Annotated in this window: 12 protein-coding genes and 1 pseudogene; 6 read left to right on the top strand and 7 right to left on the bottom strand. The window is 73.2% G+C overall.

Annotated features, from left to right (window positions below; genetic code table 11):
- Positions 1–45: 45 nt before the first annotated feature.
- On the bottom strand, positions 46–828 hold the full coding sequence (locus ABZ948_RS30945) for a DUF8842 C-terminal domain-containing protein (protein ID WP_359765065.1): 783 nt from the start codon (positions 826–828) through the stop codon (positions 46–48).
- Between the two features lie 545 nt (positions 829–1,373).
- On the opposite strand from ABZ948_RS30945, the gene ABZ948_RS30940 reads away from it, so the two are divergent.
- Entirely contained in the window at positions 1,374–2,024 is a 651-nt protein-coding gene (locus tag ABZ948_RS30940) for a LysM peptidoglycan-binding domain-containing protein (protein ID WP_359765063.1), read from the top strand.
- 72 nt (positions 2,025–2,096) lie between these two features.
- On the opposite strand, the gene ABZ948_RS30935 is transcribed toward ABZ948_RS30940, so the two are convergent.
- Genes ABZ948_RS30935 through ABZ948_RS30925 form a run of 3 tightly spaced genes read right to left on the bottom strand, consistent with a single transcriptional unit; the run spans position 2,097 to position 5,901 of the window.
- Complete coding sequence (locus tag ABZ948_RS30935) at positions 2,097–2,738, bottom strand: ABC transporter ATP-binding protein (RefSeq protein ID WP_359765061.1); 642 nt, start codon at positions 2,736–2,738, stop codon at positions 2,097–2,099.
- Positions 2,735–5,416, bottom strand: a complete 2,682-nt coding sequence (locus ABZ948_RS30930; protein WP_359765058.1) for an ABC transporter permease subunit — start codon at positions 5,414–5,416, stop codon at positions 2,735–2,737. The genes ABZ948_RS30935 and ABZ948_RS30930 overlap by 4 nt, the downstream gene beginning before the upstream one ends.
- Positions 5,416–5,901: a hypothetical protein gene (locus tag ABZ948_RS30925; RefSeq protein ID WP_359765056.1), complete on the bottom strand. Its 486-nt coding sequence runs from the start codon at positions 5,899–5,901 to the stop codon at positions 5,416–5,418. The genes ABZ948_RS30930 and ABZ948_RS30925 overlap by 1 nt, the downstream gene beginning before the upstream one ends.
- A gap of 145 nt (positions 5,902–6,046) precedes the next feature.
- Here ABZ948_RS30925 and ABZ948_RS30920 point away from each other — a divergent pair, with 145 nt between their 5' ends.
- Genes ABZ948_RS30920 through ABZ948_RS30910 form a run of 3 tightly spaced genes read left to right on the top strand, consistent with a single transcriptional unit; the run spans position 6,047 to position 8,950 of the window.
- Positions 6,047–6,610 (top strand): MTB12 C-terminal domain-containing protein, encoded by a 564-nt coding sequence (locus ABZ948_RS30920; RefSeq protein WP_359765054.1) that lies wholly within the window; start codon positions 6,047–6,049, stop codon positions 6,608–6,610.
- The gene (locus tag ABZ948_RS30915; RefSeq protein WP_359765052.1) at positions 6,585–7,871 is read left to right on the top strand and encodes an ABC transporter substrate-binding protein; all 1,287 of its coding nucleotides are present in this window, start codon (positions 6,585–6,587) and stop codon (positions 7,869–7,871) included. The genes ABZ948_RS30920 and ABZ948_RS30915 overlap by 26 nt, the downstream gene beginning before the upstream one ends.
- Before the next feature lie 38 nt (positions 7,872–7,909).
- Positions 7,910–8,950, top strand: a complete 1,041-nt coding sequence (locus tag ABZ948_RS30910) for a helix-turn-helix transcriptional regulator (RefSeq protein WP_359765050.1) — start codon at positions 7,910–7,912, stop codon at positions 8,948–8,950.
- On the opposite strand, the pseudogene ctaD reads toward ABZ948_RS30910, so the two are convergent.
- A pseudogene (gene ctaD / locus ABZ948_RS30905) lies at positions 8,949–10,520 on the bottom strand (aa3-type cytochrome oxidase subunit I); the annotation flags it as partial. The gene ABZ948_RS30910 and the pseudogene ctaD sit on opposite strands and share 2 nt — an antisense overlap.
- 452 nt (positions 10,521–10,972) lie before the next feature.
- Between ctaD and ABZ948_RS30900 the strand changes: the two are divergent.
- Positions 10,973–11,188 carry an I78 family peptidase inhibitor gene (locus ABZ948_RS30900; protein ID WP_351342934.1) on the top strand — a complete coding sequence of 72 codons (216 nt, stop codon included), beginning with the start codon at positions 10,973–10,975 and terminating at the stop codon, positions 11,186–11,188.
- Between the two features lie 145 nt (positions 11,189–11,333).
- On the opposite strand, the gene ABZ948_RS30895 is transcribed toward ABZ948_RS30900, so the two are convergent.
- Together ABZ948_RS30895 and ABZ948_RS30890 are read right to left on the bottom strand one after the other, a co-directional pair.
- Entirely contained in the window at positions 11,334–12,329 is a 996-nt protein-coding gene (locus ABZ948_RS30895; RefSeq protein ID WP_359765047.1) for a phosphatase PAP2 family protein, read from the bottom strand.
- Positions 12,330–12,556: 227 nt separating this feature from the next.
- On the bottom strand, positions 12,557–13,714 hold the full coding sequence (locus ABZ948_RS30890) for a putative hexosyltransferase (protein WP_359765046.1): 1,158 nt from the start codon (positions 13,712–13,714) through the stop codon (positions 12,557–12,559).
- Between the two features lie 262 nt (positions 13,715–13,976).
- On the opposite strand from ABZ948_RS30890, the gene ABZ948_RS30885 reads away from it, so the two are divergent.
- A partial coding sequence (locus tag ABZ948_RS30885; RefSeq protein ID WP_359765044.1) for an MFS transporter occupies positions 13,977–15,474 on the top strand: 1,498 nt, incomplete at its 3' end.

The following is a 15,474-nucleotide window of genomic DNA, read 5'->3' as shown; positions in this document are numbered from 1 at the left end:
GTTACGGCTTTCGCGGGGCCGCGGCGCAGGCGGGTGACACGCGGCTCAGGTGCCGGCCAGCGGCAGTGCCGCACCGACCAGCTGGCCGTTGGCCGCCGCCTTGTCCAGCGCGTCCCGCAGCAGGTCCTCGCGCGGCTGGCGGCCGATCGAGCCGACCGGCGCGGCGAACATCAGCACCTGCTGGTGCTTGTTGGCGGCCGCCCGCCAGCCCTCGGTGACCTGGAGCGGCTGGTGCGCCTGCCACCACGCCACCGGCTGGCCGCCGTTGCTGCCCGGCTGGAGCACCGCGTGCAGCCGGCCGACGGCGAGCAGCACCGACCAGCCGTGCAGCACCGGCGGCACGGCGGACAGCTCGCTCAGCGGCATGAACCCCTGCTCGATGAGCAGCGGCAGGAAGTCGTCCCCGGCGCCGGTCGTGCCGGGCCGGGCGATGGGCGCGGTCGGCTCCACCACCAGGGCCGGGTGCAACTCCCCGCCGATCAGGACCAGTCCGCTGGTCACGCCGAGCACCGCCTGCTCGGGCACCACCTTGTCGGGCTCCAGGTCGACGGTGTCGCCGGTGATGGACTTCACGGCACCCCGGAGCTGCTCCTCGGTGACCTGGACGACCTGCGAGGGCAGGCAGCCGGCGTGGGCGAAGGCGAGGACGGCGGTCTCGTCCCCGATGAACAGGACGGTGCTGGTGCGCTCCTGTTCGGAGTCGCCCGGAGTGCGGCAGGACGTGCAGTCGTAACTGCCCGGGGCGGTCTCTCCGGCGAGCAGGCGGTCGGCTTCTTCGTCGCCGATCTCGGCGCGTACCTCGTCGCTGACGTCGAGCATGCGCGGCACGGGTGGCTCCCTCGGGGATGTGGTGCGGGGCGGGGCCGGGTGGCTCCCGGTCCGTGGTCCGGGCTGGTCCCGGCTCATGAAGAAGACAACGGGCGATCTGTGGCGGGAGTCACGCCTCGGAGCGAACGGAATCGAACCATCCAGCGCACAGGGTCACGTTCGGTCCGGAATCGCGCACTCAGCGTCAAGTGGGCCTATCCCAAAGGGCGTTGGGTCGGTGAACTGGGTCACAGGCCTTCGGGTGGGTTGGTCGACAAATCCGGAAATCCGCGAATGAAGTGGGTGTCCGGAAATTGCCGTTACCCGAGGTATCGGTGAACTGGCCTGCCACGACGGGCGACTGGTTGATGCCGGACCGTCAACCTCCTTAGATTCCTCGGCCGTGTGCAGCGAGCACCGCTCGGGTACGCCCACCGACCGCACGGTTCTCCGGAACCGGGCGCAGCACCGCACCGGTGGGCGGGGCGAGCGCGACCCCCGCGCCCCATGGCGCGGACGGTGGCGTTCCGCCTTGGGGGACCCCGGGTGTTCCGAGAGGGAACCACATGTCCGAATGTGCCGATACCACTCGCCACGACGCTCGGAAGAACCAGGTTCGTACGACGGCGGTCCTCGCCGGGGCGGCACTGCTCGCGCCCCTCGGACTGCTGGCCGCGACCGGAAACGCCGCGGCGGCCGACAGCGCGGTGTGGGACCGCATCGCCCAGTGCGAGAGCGGCGGCAACTGGCACATCAACACCGGCAACGGCTACTACGGCGGACTCCAGTTCGCCGCCTCCACCTGGCGGGCCTACGGCGGCACGGCCTACGCGCCCACCGCCGACCGGGCGAGCAGGTCCCAGCAGATCGCCGTCGCCACCAAGGTCCAGCGCGCCCAGGGGTGGGGCGCCTGGCCGACCTGCTCGGCACGCGCCGGGGCGAGCGGCAGCGCACCCGCCGCCGACCCGGTGAACACCACCGAGTCCGCACCCGCCAAGCCCTCCAAGCCCGCGAAGCCCTCGACGGCACCGGCACGTGCCGCGGAGCACCCTGACCGCGGCTCGTCCCGCGGCGACTACACCGTCCGCGAGGGCGACACCCTCAGCGGCGTCGCCGCCCGGCACGGAACCACCTGGCAGCGCCTCTACGCCGCCAACAAGGCAGCCATCGGCGACGACCCCGATGTGATCGTGCCCGGCCTGCGCCTCGAGATCTGAGCCGCTGCTCCCCCTAGCCGGGACACGGGCCCCGTCCGGTCGCTCCGACCGGGCGGGGTTCCGGCGTTCCGGTCAGCGCGTGAGTTCGCCCGCCTCCCCGGCGAACACGACGGCTCCTCGCCGCAGTTCGTACACCAGCACGGGCCGGTCCCGCAGCACGGGCGGCAGCCGCTGCTCGGCGACCACCACGCACGCGTCCAGCCCGCCCAGCAGCTCGTAGGTGCGGGCCGCGACCGCCGGCGACATGCCCTGGGCGGGCTCGTCGACGAGCACCACACGCGCGCGGGCCAGCAGCGCCCGGGACAGGGCGAGCATGCGCTGCTCCCCGCCCGACAGGGTGCCGGCGCGGCGCTCCAGCAGGGGGCGCAGCTGCGGATAGGCGTCCAGGGCCGTGTCGTGGACCGGGGCGGCGAGGGCGAGGTTCTCGCGCACGGTGAGCGAGCCGAACACGGCCTGCCGCTCCGGGACCATGCACAGTCCACGCCGGGCCCGCTCGTACGCCGGTACGCGGGTCACATCGGCCCCGTCCCACACCACCGCGCCGCCCGACAGCGGGACGGTGCCGGCCAGCGCGCGCAGGACGGTCGTACGGCCGGAGCCGTTGCGGCCCAGGAGCACGGTGAGACCGGGGCCGGGGGCGGCGAGGGTGACGCCGTGCAGGGCCTCCAGCGGGCCGTAGCGCACGCGCGCGTGGCGCAGGGAGACGACGGTCATCGGCCGGCCCCCGTTCCCAGGGCGTCCAGCACGCGTCCGGGTGGACCGGAGGCGACGATCCGGCCCGCGGTCATCACGTGCACGACGTCGGCGAGGCCGGCGACCAGGTCCAGGTCGTGTTCGACGACGAGCAGGGCCGTGCCGTCGGCTGCCAGGGCCTTCAGGACGCGGGCCAAGGCGGCGACTTCGGCGGTGTCGAGGCCGGCGGCGGGCTCGTCGAGCAGCAGCACGCGGGGGTCGCCGGCGAGCACCCGCGCCAGTTCGACGCGGCGCAGTGTGCCCGTGGGCAGCCCGGCGGCGGGCCGCGCCCGCACCGGCCCGTCCAGCCCGAGCAGCCTGAGCGCCCGCTCCACCGCGCCCCGGTCGGTCACCCGGCCCTGCTCGGCGCCGACCCGGACGTTCTCGGCCACGGTCAGCGAGGGGAAGACGGCCAGTTGCTGGAAGGTCCGCGCGATCCCGAGGCGGGTGCGGGCGTGCGCGGGCAGCGCGGTGACGTCCCGTCCGCCGAGGTGGACGGTCCCGCGCGCGGGCCGCAGTGTCCCGGCCAGACAGTGGAACAGGGTGCTCTTCCCGGCCCCGTTGGGGCCCACGACCGCGGTGATCCGCCCGGGGGAGAGGTCCAGGTCGACTCCGTCGAGGGCGGTGAAGCCGCCGTAGCGGGCGTGGAGCCGGCGGGCGGTGAGCAGGGGAGGGGAAGGGGTGGGCGGCGTGCGGGGGGCCGGGGAGGCCGGTGGCCGCCCGCCGGTGCCGGACGTCCGGCCCGCCGCCGCGCCCGTCGCCGTGGCCCCCACCGGCACCGGCGCCCCGCGGGGCCCCCGGGGCTCCGCCGGGCGCAGCAGGCCGCGGGCCCGGACCCCCGTCGGTGTCAGGGCCGGTGTGCGGCGCGGCCGCAGCCGCTCCGCCGCGGTGCGCAGGGCCTCGTACGGGCCGCCGGGGAAGCGGCCCACCAGGATCGCCAGGACGCCGATGAGGGCCGCGGCGACCCCACCGCGGGTGCCCGCGTCCAGGCCGACCAGGAGGGCCGCGGCGGCGAGGGCGCCGAGGGTGCTGTCGGCGCCCAGCACCACCACCGCGGCGAACCACAGCAGGCCCCGCACGGGGTCGTACGCGGCGGCGTCGAAGGCGCGCAGGCCCATGCCGAGCATGCCGCCGCCCAGCGCCGCGAGCGCGGCACCCGCCACGAAGGCGCCCAGCTTGAGGGACGGCACCCGCACGCCCGCCGCCTGCGCGCCCGCCTCGTGGTCCCGCATGGCCGCCAGCGCCCGGCCCGTCCGGCCCCGGCGCAGCGCGTGCGTCGCCAGCAGCGCGACCGCCAGCAGGACCAGCTCCAGGACGTAGTACGCGCGGTCCCCGTCGAAGCCCGCCGGGCGGCCCAGCGACAGGCCCGACGTGGCGTACGGCTGGGCGAAGACGAAGCGGCTCACCCCCACGCCGATCGCGAACGTCGCCAGCGCCAGCGCCAGGCCCCGGCGGCCGATCGCCGGCCAGCCCGTCAGCAGGCCCAGCGGCGCCACCAGGACGACCGCCACCGCGAGGGCCGCCAGCTCCGGCAGGCCCGGCAGGCCCGGGAAGCGGCCGGCCGCCAGCAGCGCAGTGAACAGGGCGCCCAGCCCCGCGTAGGCCGCCTGCCCCAGCGAGATCTGGCCGCCGCGGCCGGTGACCACCACCAGGGACAGCAGGATCACGGCCAGCGCCGGCACCTGGACCGACGTGTGCAGGTCCCGGCCGGCGAGGCCCAGCGGCAGCAGGAACAGCACGCCCGCCACGATCCACGCGCCGGGCGGCGTCGGCACCCGGGCGGTCGCCGTGCGCGGCAGCGCGTCGCGGGTGCCGACCCCCGGCAGCACCAGCGCCGCGACCAGCAGCGCGACGACGAACAGGTTCGTCGTCGCCGCCTGGAGCAGCGGCTCGCCCCACCCTGACGGGTGCAGCCGCGTCAGCTGGCTCTGCGCCACCCCGATGCCCAGCGCCACCACCACCGCGACCGGCAGGCTCCGCATCCGCGCGGCCACCGCGACCGCCACGACCTCCATCACGAGCAGCGGCAGCCCGTACGGATCGAGCCGCACGTACGGCGCCAGCAGCACGCCCGTCAGGCCCGCCGTGAACGAGCCGAACGCCCAGCCCGCCGCCGCGACCCGGTCCGCGTCGATCCCGCCCAGCACCGCCAGCCGCCGGTCGTCGACCACGGCCCGCAGCTCCCGCCCGAACCGCGTCCAGCGCACCACCGCCCCGACCCCGGCGGCCAGCACCAGCACCACCGCCAGCTGCCCCCACGGCTCGTCCGGCACCAGCTCCGGCGCGTCGTCCCGCGCCCCCTGCCCCCACAGCAGCGCCGCCCCGCCCACCAGCAGCACGAACACCCCGATGGACGCCACCAGCGTCTGCGCCGGGTCCGAGCCCAGGACCGACAGGGGCCGGAAGACGAACCGCTCCAGGACGACTCCCAGCCCCGGCGCCAGCACCAGCAGGGTCACCACCGCCCCGAGCCACAGCGGCCAGCCCCACTCCACCACGCACTGCCGCAGCGCGTACGCGCACACCATCGCGATCGCGCCGTGCGCGAAGTTGAGTACGCCGGTCGCACGGTACGTCACGATCAGGCCGATCCCGGTCAGCGCCGCCGCGCTGCCGACGGAGAGGCCGGCGAGGGTGAGGTCGTACGTCAGCGAGGACATCAGTCGGTTTCTTCGGCCGGCTCGCAGATCGGGCAGGGGCCCAGCTCACCGCTCGCCACCAGCTTGGAATCGACCGGGACCGCCTCCGCCTTCCCCGCGACCAGCGGGCAGTCCGCGCGGTGCCACAGCGTGCCGCCCGGCACCATCAGCAGGTCGCCGCTGACCGCGAGCGGCCCGTGCGCCGCCTGCCCGGTCCCGGCGTCCGCCCGGTCGTCGCCGGGCTCGGCCGCCACCAGCAGGCCGTACAGCTCCTCCACGCGCGCGGCGGCCACCGAGCCCCGCCCGTGCGCCAGCAGCACCGCCCCGGCGATGATCAGCGCGGCGCCGGGCACGGTGCAGGAGGCCAGGTAGGGCAGCTGCCGTTCGGCGTAGCGCTCGCCGGAGACGCCGTACCAGCCGACGACGCACAGCACCGCGCCGGCGGCCAGCGCGGCCCAGCCGGCCCACAGGACGGGATGCACGGTCCTCAGTCGGCTTGTCCGCATCGCTGGCTCCCACACGTCGGTCGTGGCTGGGCACGCGCCTGGCTGCCTGTTCAACTCCGCCGATCGCTTGCACTATGCCCTGTGGAAGCTGACCCTGAAAGCACCGGGCGCGCATCGCCCGGACCGACACCCGGTGGTGAGCCAGATGGTTCTCGGCAGCGACCTCAGGCGGGGGAACGCGACGGGGGGCCCGCGCACCGCGGGACGGGTCACGGCGATCACGGCCGCCCTCGTACTGGCCCTCTTCCCGGCCCTCGCGGCATGCGGCGACGACAACGGCGGCTCAGACGGCGCCACGCCGCCCACACCGACCGCGGAGCGCACCACGAGCGCCCCGGCCAGCGCCCCCGCGGACCGGGCGGCGGCCGAGGCGGAGATCAAGCAGAACTGGCAGAAGTTCTTCGACCCGAAGACCTCCGCCGAGGACAAGGTCGCCGTCCTGGAGAACGGCGACCGGATGGCCCCCGTCCTGGAGGCCTTCAGCGGTGACGCGCGCGGCGGGCAGGTCCAGGCGCAGGTCACCAAGGTCGAGTTCACCTCCGCGACCGAGGCGGACGTGACGTACACGCTCACCCTGAAGGGCGCCACCGCCCTGCCCGACGCCTCCGGGACGGCCGTGGAGCAGGACGGCACCTGGAAGGTGTCCGCCAAGACGCTGTGCGCGCTGGTGCAACTGAGCGGCAATGCGTCGCCGGTACCGGGCTGCTGAGGCCGTCGCCGCGGCGCTGCTGCTCGCCCTGAGCGCGGCCTGCGGCAGCCGACTTCCGGAGAGCGACTTCACACACGACGACCGCACTCCCGCACCCCGGGACGCCGCGCCCCTGCGCGTCGGCATCATCACCAGCGCCACCAGCCCGGTCGGCGGCGCCGCCTTCACCGGCCCGCGCGACGGGGCCAGGGCCTGGTTCGACCGGCTCAACGCGCGCGGGGGGATCGACGGCCGGCGCGTCGAGGTGCGCCTGTGCGACGACGGCGGCAGCGGCGTCGGCAACAACGAGTGCGTGCACCGACTGGTCGAGGAGGACGAGGTCGTCGCCCTCGTCGCCACCACCGCACTCGACTACGCGGGCGCCTCGCGCGTCTCCCGCGCGCGGGTGCCCGACATCGGCGGCCAGCCCATCGGCGCCGCCTACGACACCTACCCGCACCTCTACGGCATCTACGGCAGCCTCGCGCCCAGGAACGGCACCACCGGCTGGGACGGCACCCTGTACGGCGGCACCGAGGTCTACCGCTACTTCAAGCGGGAGCACGGCGCCCGCACGGCGGCCGTCGTCTCCTACAACCAGTCCGCGTCCGCCGCCTACGCCCGGCTGGTCGAGCGGGGCCTGCGCGCCGAGGGCTACGAGGTCGTCACCGAACAGGTCGACTTCGCCCTGCCCAACTTCCGCGCCGTCGCCGCCGACCTGAAGCAGCAGGGCGCCGACCTGGTGTTCGACGCCATCGACGGGCACGGCAACGCCCGGCTCTGCCAGGCCATGGACGAGGTCGGCGCCGACGTCACCGCCAAGGTGACCAACGTGCAGAACTGGACGTCCACCGTCCCCGACGACTACAAGGACGCCCCGCGCTGCCGCAACGCCCTCTGGGCGACCGGCTCCAGCCGCAACTTCGACGACACCGGCCACCCGGCCGTACGGGAGTTCCGCGAGGCGACGAAGCACCTGAAGACGCACTCCCAGTGGCAGCTGGAGGGCTGGGCAGCCGCCCGCTGGTTCACGGACGCCGCGCGGTCCTGCGCGCGGACGGGCATCACGCGCGCGTGCGTCGACGCGTACATGGACCGCAGCCAGGGCTACACCGCCGGCGGCCTGATCCTCCCCGTCGAGTTCGCACGGCTGGCCGCGCCGCCGAAGACCGGCGACACCTGTCTGTCGGTGGCCCGCTGGCAGGACGGCAGGGGCTGGGTCGGCCAGGGGGACATGAACCGCACCTGCTTCACCGTCCCGCAACTGCCCTACCGGCCTTGAGGACAGCGGCTGTCCGCAAGGGCTGGCAGACTCGCCCCATGTTGGAGACCTCGGCACGTCTGCTGCGTCTGCTGTCCCTGCTCCAGGCCCATCGCGAGTGGTCCGGCCCCGACCTGGCCGAGCGGCTCGGCGTCAGCGCCCGCACGCTGCGCCGGGACGTGGACCGGCTGCGCGAACTCGGCTACCCGGTCAACGCGAGCCCGGGCACGGGCGGCGGCTACCAGCTGGGCGCGGGCGCCGAACTGCCGCCGCTGCTGCTGGACGACGACGAGGCCGTGGCCGTCGCCGTCGGGCTGCGGACGGCCGCCGGACAGGGCATCGAGGGCATCGGCGAGACCTCCGTGCGGGCCCTCGCCAAGCTGGAACAGGTGCTGCCCGACCGGCTGCGCCGCCGCGTGGGCGCCCTCAACGCCTTCACGGTGCCCATGCTGCGCGGCCCGGTGCCCTCCGCGGTCGACCCGGCCGTGCTGACCGAACTCGCCCACCTGTGCCGGGACGCCGAACGGCTGCGCTTCGCGTACGAGGGCCACGACGGCACCTCCTCCCGCCGCACCGTCGAACCGCACCGCCTGGTGTGCACCGAGCGCCGCTGGTACCTGGTCGCCTGGGACCTGGACCGGCAGGACTGGCGCACGTTCCGCGTGGACCGCCTCACGCCCAAGCCGCCGCACGGCCCCCGCTTCGTGCCCCGCGAGCCACCCGCCGAGGACCTCGCCGCCTACGTCTCCCAGGGCGTCTCCACACGGGCGTACGCCACCCACGCCGTCGTGCGGCTCCTGGCGCCCCTCCAGGAGGCAGCGGCCGACATCTCGCCCTCCGCCGGAGTGCTCGAGGCCGAGGGCCCGGACACCTGCCTGCTGCGCTGCGGCGCCGGCAGCCTCGACGTGATGGTCATCCACTTGGCGATGCTGGGCTTCGAGTTCGAGGTGCTGGAGCCGGACGGGCTGATCGAGGCGGTCAGGAGGACTCGCGACCGGCTTGATGGGGCTCTGGCTCGGGCTGCGCAGTCACCGCCGCGTACTGCGGATGGTGCAGGTCGAACGCCGGCGACTCGGAGCGGATCCGGGGCAGCGTCGTGAAGTTGTGCCTCGGCGGCGGGCACGAGGTCGCCCACTCCAGGGAGCGGCCGTAGCCCCAGGGGTCGTCGACCTCGACCTTCTCGCCGTACTTGGCGGTCTTCCAGATGTTGTAGAGGAAGGGCAGCGTCGAGATGCCGAGGAGGAACGCGCCGATGGTCGACACGGTGTTGAGCGCCGTGAAGCCGTCCGCCGCGAGGTAGTCGGCGTAACGGCGGGGCATGCCCTCGGCGCCCAGCCAGTGCTGCACCAGGAACGTGGTGTGGAAGCCGATGAACAGCGCCCAGAACTGGATCTTGCCCAGCCGTTCGTCGAGCATCTTCCCGGTGAACTTGGGCCACCAGAAGTAGAACCCGGCGAAGATCGCGAAGACGACGGTGCCGAAGACGACGTAGTGGAAGTGCGCGACCACGAAGTACGTGTCCGTCACGTGGAAGTCCAGCGGCGGCGACGCCAGGATCACCCCGGTCAGCCCGCCGAACAGGAACGTCACCAGGAAGCCCGTCACCCACAGCATCGGCGTCTCGAACGACAGCGAGCCCTTCAGCATCGTGCCGGCCCAGTTGAAGATCTTCACGCCCGTCGGCACCGCGATCAGGAAGCTCATGAAGGAGAAGAAGGGCAGCAGCACCGCGCCGGTGGCGAACATGTGGTGCGCCCACACGATCATCGACAGGCCGGTGATCGCCATGGTCGCGCCGACCAGCGTCAGGTAGCCGAACAGCGGCTTGCGGCTGAAGACCGGGATGATCTCCGTGATGATGCCGAAGAACGGCAGCGCGATGATGTACACCTCGGGATGCCCGAAGAACCAGAACAGGTGCTGCCACAGGATCGCCCCGCCGTTGGCCGCGTCGAAGACCTGCGAGCCGAACCGCCGGTCCGCCTCCAGCACCAGCAGGGCCGCCGCCAGCACCGGGAACGCCATCAGGATCAGGATCGACGTGAACAGCGTGTTCCAGGTGAAGATCGGCATCCGGAACATCGTCATGCCCGGGGCGCGCATCCCGATGATCGTGGTGATGAAGTTGACCGCGCCGAGGATCGTGCCGAAGCCCGACAGCGCCAGCCCCATGATCCACAGGTCGGCCCCGATGCCCGGCGTGCGCTCCGCGCTGTTGAGCGGGGCGTAGGCGGTCCAGCCGAAGTCCGCCGGCCCGGAGGGCACCAGCAGGGAGCCGAGCACGATCAGCCCGCCGAACAGGAACAGCCAGTACGAGAACATGTTCAGCCGCGGGAAGGCGACGTCGGGCGCGCCGATCTGCAACGGCATCAGCTCGTTGGCGAAGCCCGCGAAGGTCGGCGTCGCGAACAGCAGCAGCATGATCGTGCCGTGCATCGTGAACAGCTGGTTGAACTGCTGGTTGTCGATGATCTGCAGCCCAGGACGGGCCAGCTCGGCCCGCATGAGCAGCGCCATCACGCCGGCGACCAGGAAGAACCCGAACGACGTGATCAGGTAGAGATGGCCGATCTTCTTGTGGTCCGTCGTCGTCAGCCAGTCGACCACCACCCGCCCGTGCCGCTTCCTCGGCGCGGGCCGCGCCGCCGCCTGTACGGTCTGCGTCCCCATCGCTCGCTCGCCCCTTCGCTCATCGCGTACCGGGCCCGCCGAAGCCCGCGCCACACGTACCCGCGAGCCCACGTCATGATGCTCGCGGCACCGCGGGCTCCGACAGGGGGCGTACCGGCCTCTTCACGCCGAAGTCCTGCATTTCCGGTGCGGCGTACGGCCCCGCGGACCCGGTGCGGGGCCGGAATGGAACGAGCCCCGGGCGAACCTCTCCCGGGCCTTTTCGACGGGCTTTTCCATCAGCTCATGCGGCAGCCGGGAATTACGATCGAATGCCTGCGGAAGGCCTACGGAACCGCTCGTCCGTGTGACCGGCACGCCACGAAACACCTGTCGTGATCTTGTGACAGAAGCGTGACAGGAGACGGACGGTGACCGGGGTCGCCGCCCCGCGCTTCCCCGGTCGCCGACCCGCACTTCCCCGGTCGCCGGGCAGGACATAGCGTGGCCGCATGGCACCGATCCCGACACCTTCCGCGGAACCCGACGACAGCCCGGACACCTACGTCGGCCTGGCGGCCGACCGGGCCGAACGCCTCGCGCGCGAGCGCGGCTGGGCGACGGTGCGCGCGCTGCCGCCGGGGGCGATCATCACGATGGAGTACCGCGTGGGCCGGCTGAACTTCGAGGTGAAGGGCGGCCGGGTGGCGCGGGCCTGGAAGGGCTGAGACACGGCGAAGGCCCCGGTTCCGCTCGGGAACCGGGGCCTTCGTCCTGTCCGGTCCGGGTGCGCGCCGATCCGGTCGTGCGCCGTGGTTCATGCGTGGTGATTCATGCGTGGTGATTCATACGCTGTGATGCGTGCGCCGTGGTTCAGCCGCCCGTCAGCGGCCGGGCCGAAGGGGTCGAGCCGCGTGGGTGACGCTCCGGCTGGGGCGGCCGGCGGCTGCCGGCCGGAGTGATCGGCGTGCGCTCCGAGCGGGCCGTGTGCGGGCCCGGCGCCAGGTAGACCGGGGCCCGGGGCGAGCGGGCCGCGACGTCCTCCCGGTCGGCGGGCAGCGGCGTGACCACCACGGGCGAGGGGCTGACCGGGGCGGTCGCGGCACGGCTCCGGCGCTCCCGCCAGCGGTCACGCAGGTCGAAGATGCGCTCCTCGGAGCGGGCGATGAGCGGCTCGAACCAGGGCAGGGCGAGCAGGATCAGCAGGCCCGCGGCCCAGCCGAGCAGCACATCGCTCAGCCAGTGCGTACCGAGGTAGACGGTGGCCATGCCCACGCCGAGCGAGGTCACGGCGGACACGGCGGACAGCCAGCGGCGCGCTCTCGGGGTGGAGGCCATATAGGCCAGGATTCCCCAGGTCACCACGGCGTTGGCGGTGTGACCGCTCGGAAATATATCGCCGCCGCGCCACATCTCGTTCGAGCCGATCACGGTCGCGTAGTGCGGGCCCAGGCGGCCCATGCCGTACTTCGCGGCGCCGACCGTCACGTTCAGCAGCAGCAGCGAGACGCCGAGGGCGAGCAGCGGGCGCAGCGTGTGCTGCCGCCAGGAGCGCCAGCCCAGCCAGGCCGCGACCATCACGGCGGTCGGGCCGCGCTGGCCGAGCACCACGTAGTAGTCGACGAACCAGTGGATCCCCGACCACTGCTGGTACGGCCGGAAGAACATGACCTGCCAGTCGAGCCGGACCAGCCAGGACGTGATGATCACGGCCCACACGATCGCGCCGTAGAAGGCCAGGGTCGCCGCGAAGAGCACGATGCGGTGCCTGCTCATCTTCGGCACATCGATGTGGGCCGGTCGTTCCGGCTCACGGTCCAGCCGGGCGAACACCCGGTCCAGACGGGTGAGCTTCGGTTCGGTACGCACCCAATCGACGTTACAGCGAGTGAGCTGAGATCCCGGTCGAATCAACGGCTTTGTGATGACGATGTGATGTGGGATTCCTCTCAGGAGGAGGTTTATTTCCAGCGAATCTGCAATCGTCGGCCACTGTGGCCTTCAATTCCTTTGATCATTCCGGAGGCGGGTTTTATTGCGCTTTTGAATTCGTTCACCGGAGCATGGGCCGGAATTCTCCCGGCGCTCACAGCGGGTCAGGGCGGACCGGAGCCGTTCAGCCAGAACGCCCCGTACACCGCCGAGGCGACCGCCACGGGCCCGAGCACCCACGCCGACCTGCGGATACTCTGCCTCGCCAGGGCCACGGCCAAGGGCAGCAGCAACGGGAAGGCGGGCATCAGCAGCCGCGGTTTCGAGCCGAAGTAGCTCGACGCGCACAGGGCGAGCGCGGTGACGACGCCGGTGTAGACCAGCAGCGGCAGCGGCTGGCGCTGACGTACGCCGACCGCATACAGCCAGATGACTGACGCGACCCCGAGGATCAGCCCCACGCCGGCCAGGGCCGAGGGGAACGACGTGAACTTTTCGGCGACGAACCGGGCGAAGGCGTAACCGCCGTCGAAGCCGTTGCGCCAGCCGGCCTGGACGTCGAGATAACCCAGCGGGCCCTTGCCCGTGCGGTGGCCGACCCAGAGCACGTAGCCGGCGGTGCCGAGGGGGGCGAGGAGCATGCCGACGGCGCGTGCCGTGCCGGTCGCACCGTTCGTGGGCCGGTCCCGCGCGAACGAGGCCACGGCCGCCACCCACACCGCCGCCACCACGGCCATCCCCACCGGACGGGTCAGTCCCGCGAGAAGGGCCAGCGCGCCCGCCGTCACCCAGCGGCCGGTCAGCACCGCGTACAGCGACCACGCGGCGAGTGCCGTGAACAGCGACTCGCTGTAGGCCATGGACTGCACGATCCCGACCGGCAGGGCGGCCCACAGCAGCACCGCGCACACCCCGGCCCGGCGGCCGTGGACGTGGTCGGCCACCGCGAAGATCCCCCACGCCGCGGTGAGCGAGGCGAAGAGGCTGACGAGGAAACCCCCGTCCGCGTACGACAGCGGGGAGACCGCCGCCACCAGCCGTTCCAGCCACGGCAGCAGCGGGAAGAACGCGAGGTTCGAGTGCACGTCCCCGTTCGCCAGCCGCACCTCGTAGCCGTAGCCGAGTTCGGCGACCCTGGTGTACCAGAGCGCGTCCCAGCGGGCGGTCAGCAGTGTGTACGCGCTCTTGTCCCGCGCCGCGCTCCACACGGCCAGGGCGATCAGGCCCAGGGCGCGGACGGCCGCGTACCCGAGGAGCGCCGGGGCCGCCCGGCGCAGCGCCCCGGCGCGGGACGGGGCCGCGCGCGTCTCAAGATCGGTCACGGGCCCGATTATCGACCGGGGCGGGAACCGGCCGGTCGGCCGGGGCGTGGTCGAACAGGGAGTGAGTGACGTACGCCACATCCCCTGGTCGAAGCTGTGAGAGGTCCGCCACTGGGCTCCGGCGTGGACTCGCGTACTCTGACGTGTCACTCGCTTTTCGTTTGCGCGGGCCGGAGACCACCGCTCCTCTCCGGCCGAGTCGCGGGGGCGTCCCCCACCCCGTGAGCCCGCCGATCGCGAGGAACATCTTGGAGGTACGTACATGTCCGGGACGACCACGGCCGCCGCTGCGCTGCGCCGTCGGGCGGCCGGGGCCGGTGCCAACCGCTGGGTGGTTCTGGTCGTCCTCTGCGTCAGCCTGCTGCTGGTCGCCGTCGACGCCACCGTGCTGCACGTGGCGGTCCCCGCCGTCACCGAGGACCTCAGGCCCGGCGGGATCGAGCTGCTCTGGATCGTCGATGTCTACCCGCTGGTCTGCGCGTCGCTGCTGATCCTGTTCGGCACGCTCGGCGACCGCGTCGGGCGCCGCAGGGTCCTGCTCCTCGGGTACGCGCTCTTCGGCGTGGCCTCGGGGCTCGCGGCCCTCGCGGACAGCCCGCAGCTGCTGATCGTGGCGCGGGCGCTGCTCGGGGTGGGCGGCGCGATGATCATGCCGGCGACCCTGTCGATCCTGCGGCAGGTCTTCCCCGACCGGCGTGAGCGGGCGCTCGCGATCGGCATCTGGAGCGCGGTGGCCGCGGTGGGGGCGGCGGTCGGGCCGCTGCTCGGCGGTTTCCTGCTGGAGCACTTCTGGTGGGGCTCGGTCTTCCTCGTCAACATCCCGTTGATGCTGGTCAGCCTCCCGGTGGGACGTTTGCTGCTGCCCGAGTCGAAGGGCGACGGCGACGGGCCCTGGGACGTCGTCGGCGCGCTGATGGCGGCCGCCGGTCTGTTCGGCGTGGTGCTGGGCGTCAAGCGGCTCGGGGGCGGGGAGCCGGTGGGGAGCCTGTTCACCGTGCTGCCCCTGGTGGTGGGCGCGGCCCTGCTCGTGGGCTTCGTCCGGCGGCAGCGGCGGCGCAAGCATCCGCTGGTCGACCTCAGGATGTTCGCCCGGCCGGCGTTCAGCACGTCCGTCGGGTGCATCGTGCTGGCGATGCTCGCGCTGGTGGGTCTGGAGCTGATCGCGGCGCAGTACCTGCAGCTGGTGCTCGGGCTGTCGCCGCTGGAGACGGGGCTGCGGCTGCTGCCGCTGACGTTCGCGGCGATGGCGGCCGGACTGGCCGGGGCGCGGATGCTGCGGCGGTTCGGGCCGCGGCGGATGGTGTGCGCCGGGTTCTGCCTCACCGCGTTCGCGGTGGTGCTGCTGACGGCGCTGGGCCGGACCGACGACTGCGCGCTGATGCTGACCGGGTTCGTGCTGCTGGGCTTCGGGCTGGAGACGACGCTGTTCGGGGCGTACGAGTCGATGCTGAGCGAGGCGCCGCAGGAGCAGGCCGGCGGGGCGGCGGCGATCGGGGAGACGTCGTACCAGCTGGGGGCGGGGATCGGGATCGCCCTGCTCGGCAGCGTGATGAACGCGGCGTACGCGCCCGGGCTGTCGGGCGTGCCCGGGGTGCCGGAGTCGGCGGCCTCCTCGGCGGGGCATTCGCTGGGGGAGGCGTACGAGGTCGCCGCGCAGCTGGGCGGTGCGGCGGGGGCTGCCCTGCGGCATGCCGCCCGGGACGCGTTCGTGCACGGGCTGCATGTGACGCTGCTGGTGAGCGCGGGGTTGTTGCTGCTCG

The organism is Streptomyces olindensis (genome assembly GCF_040645895.1).
Classification (GTDB): Bacteria; Actinomycetota; Actinomycetes; order Streptomycetales; family Streptomycetaceae; genus Streptomyces; species Streptomyces olindensis.
This window is presented reverse-complemented; position numbering and strand designations above follow the sequence as displayed.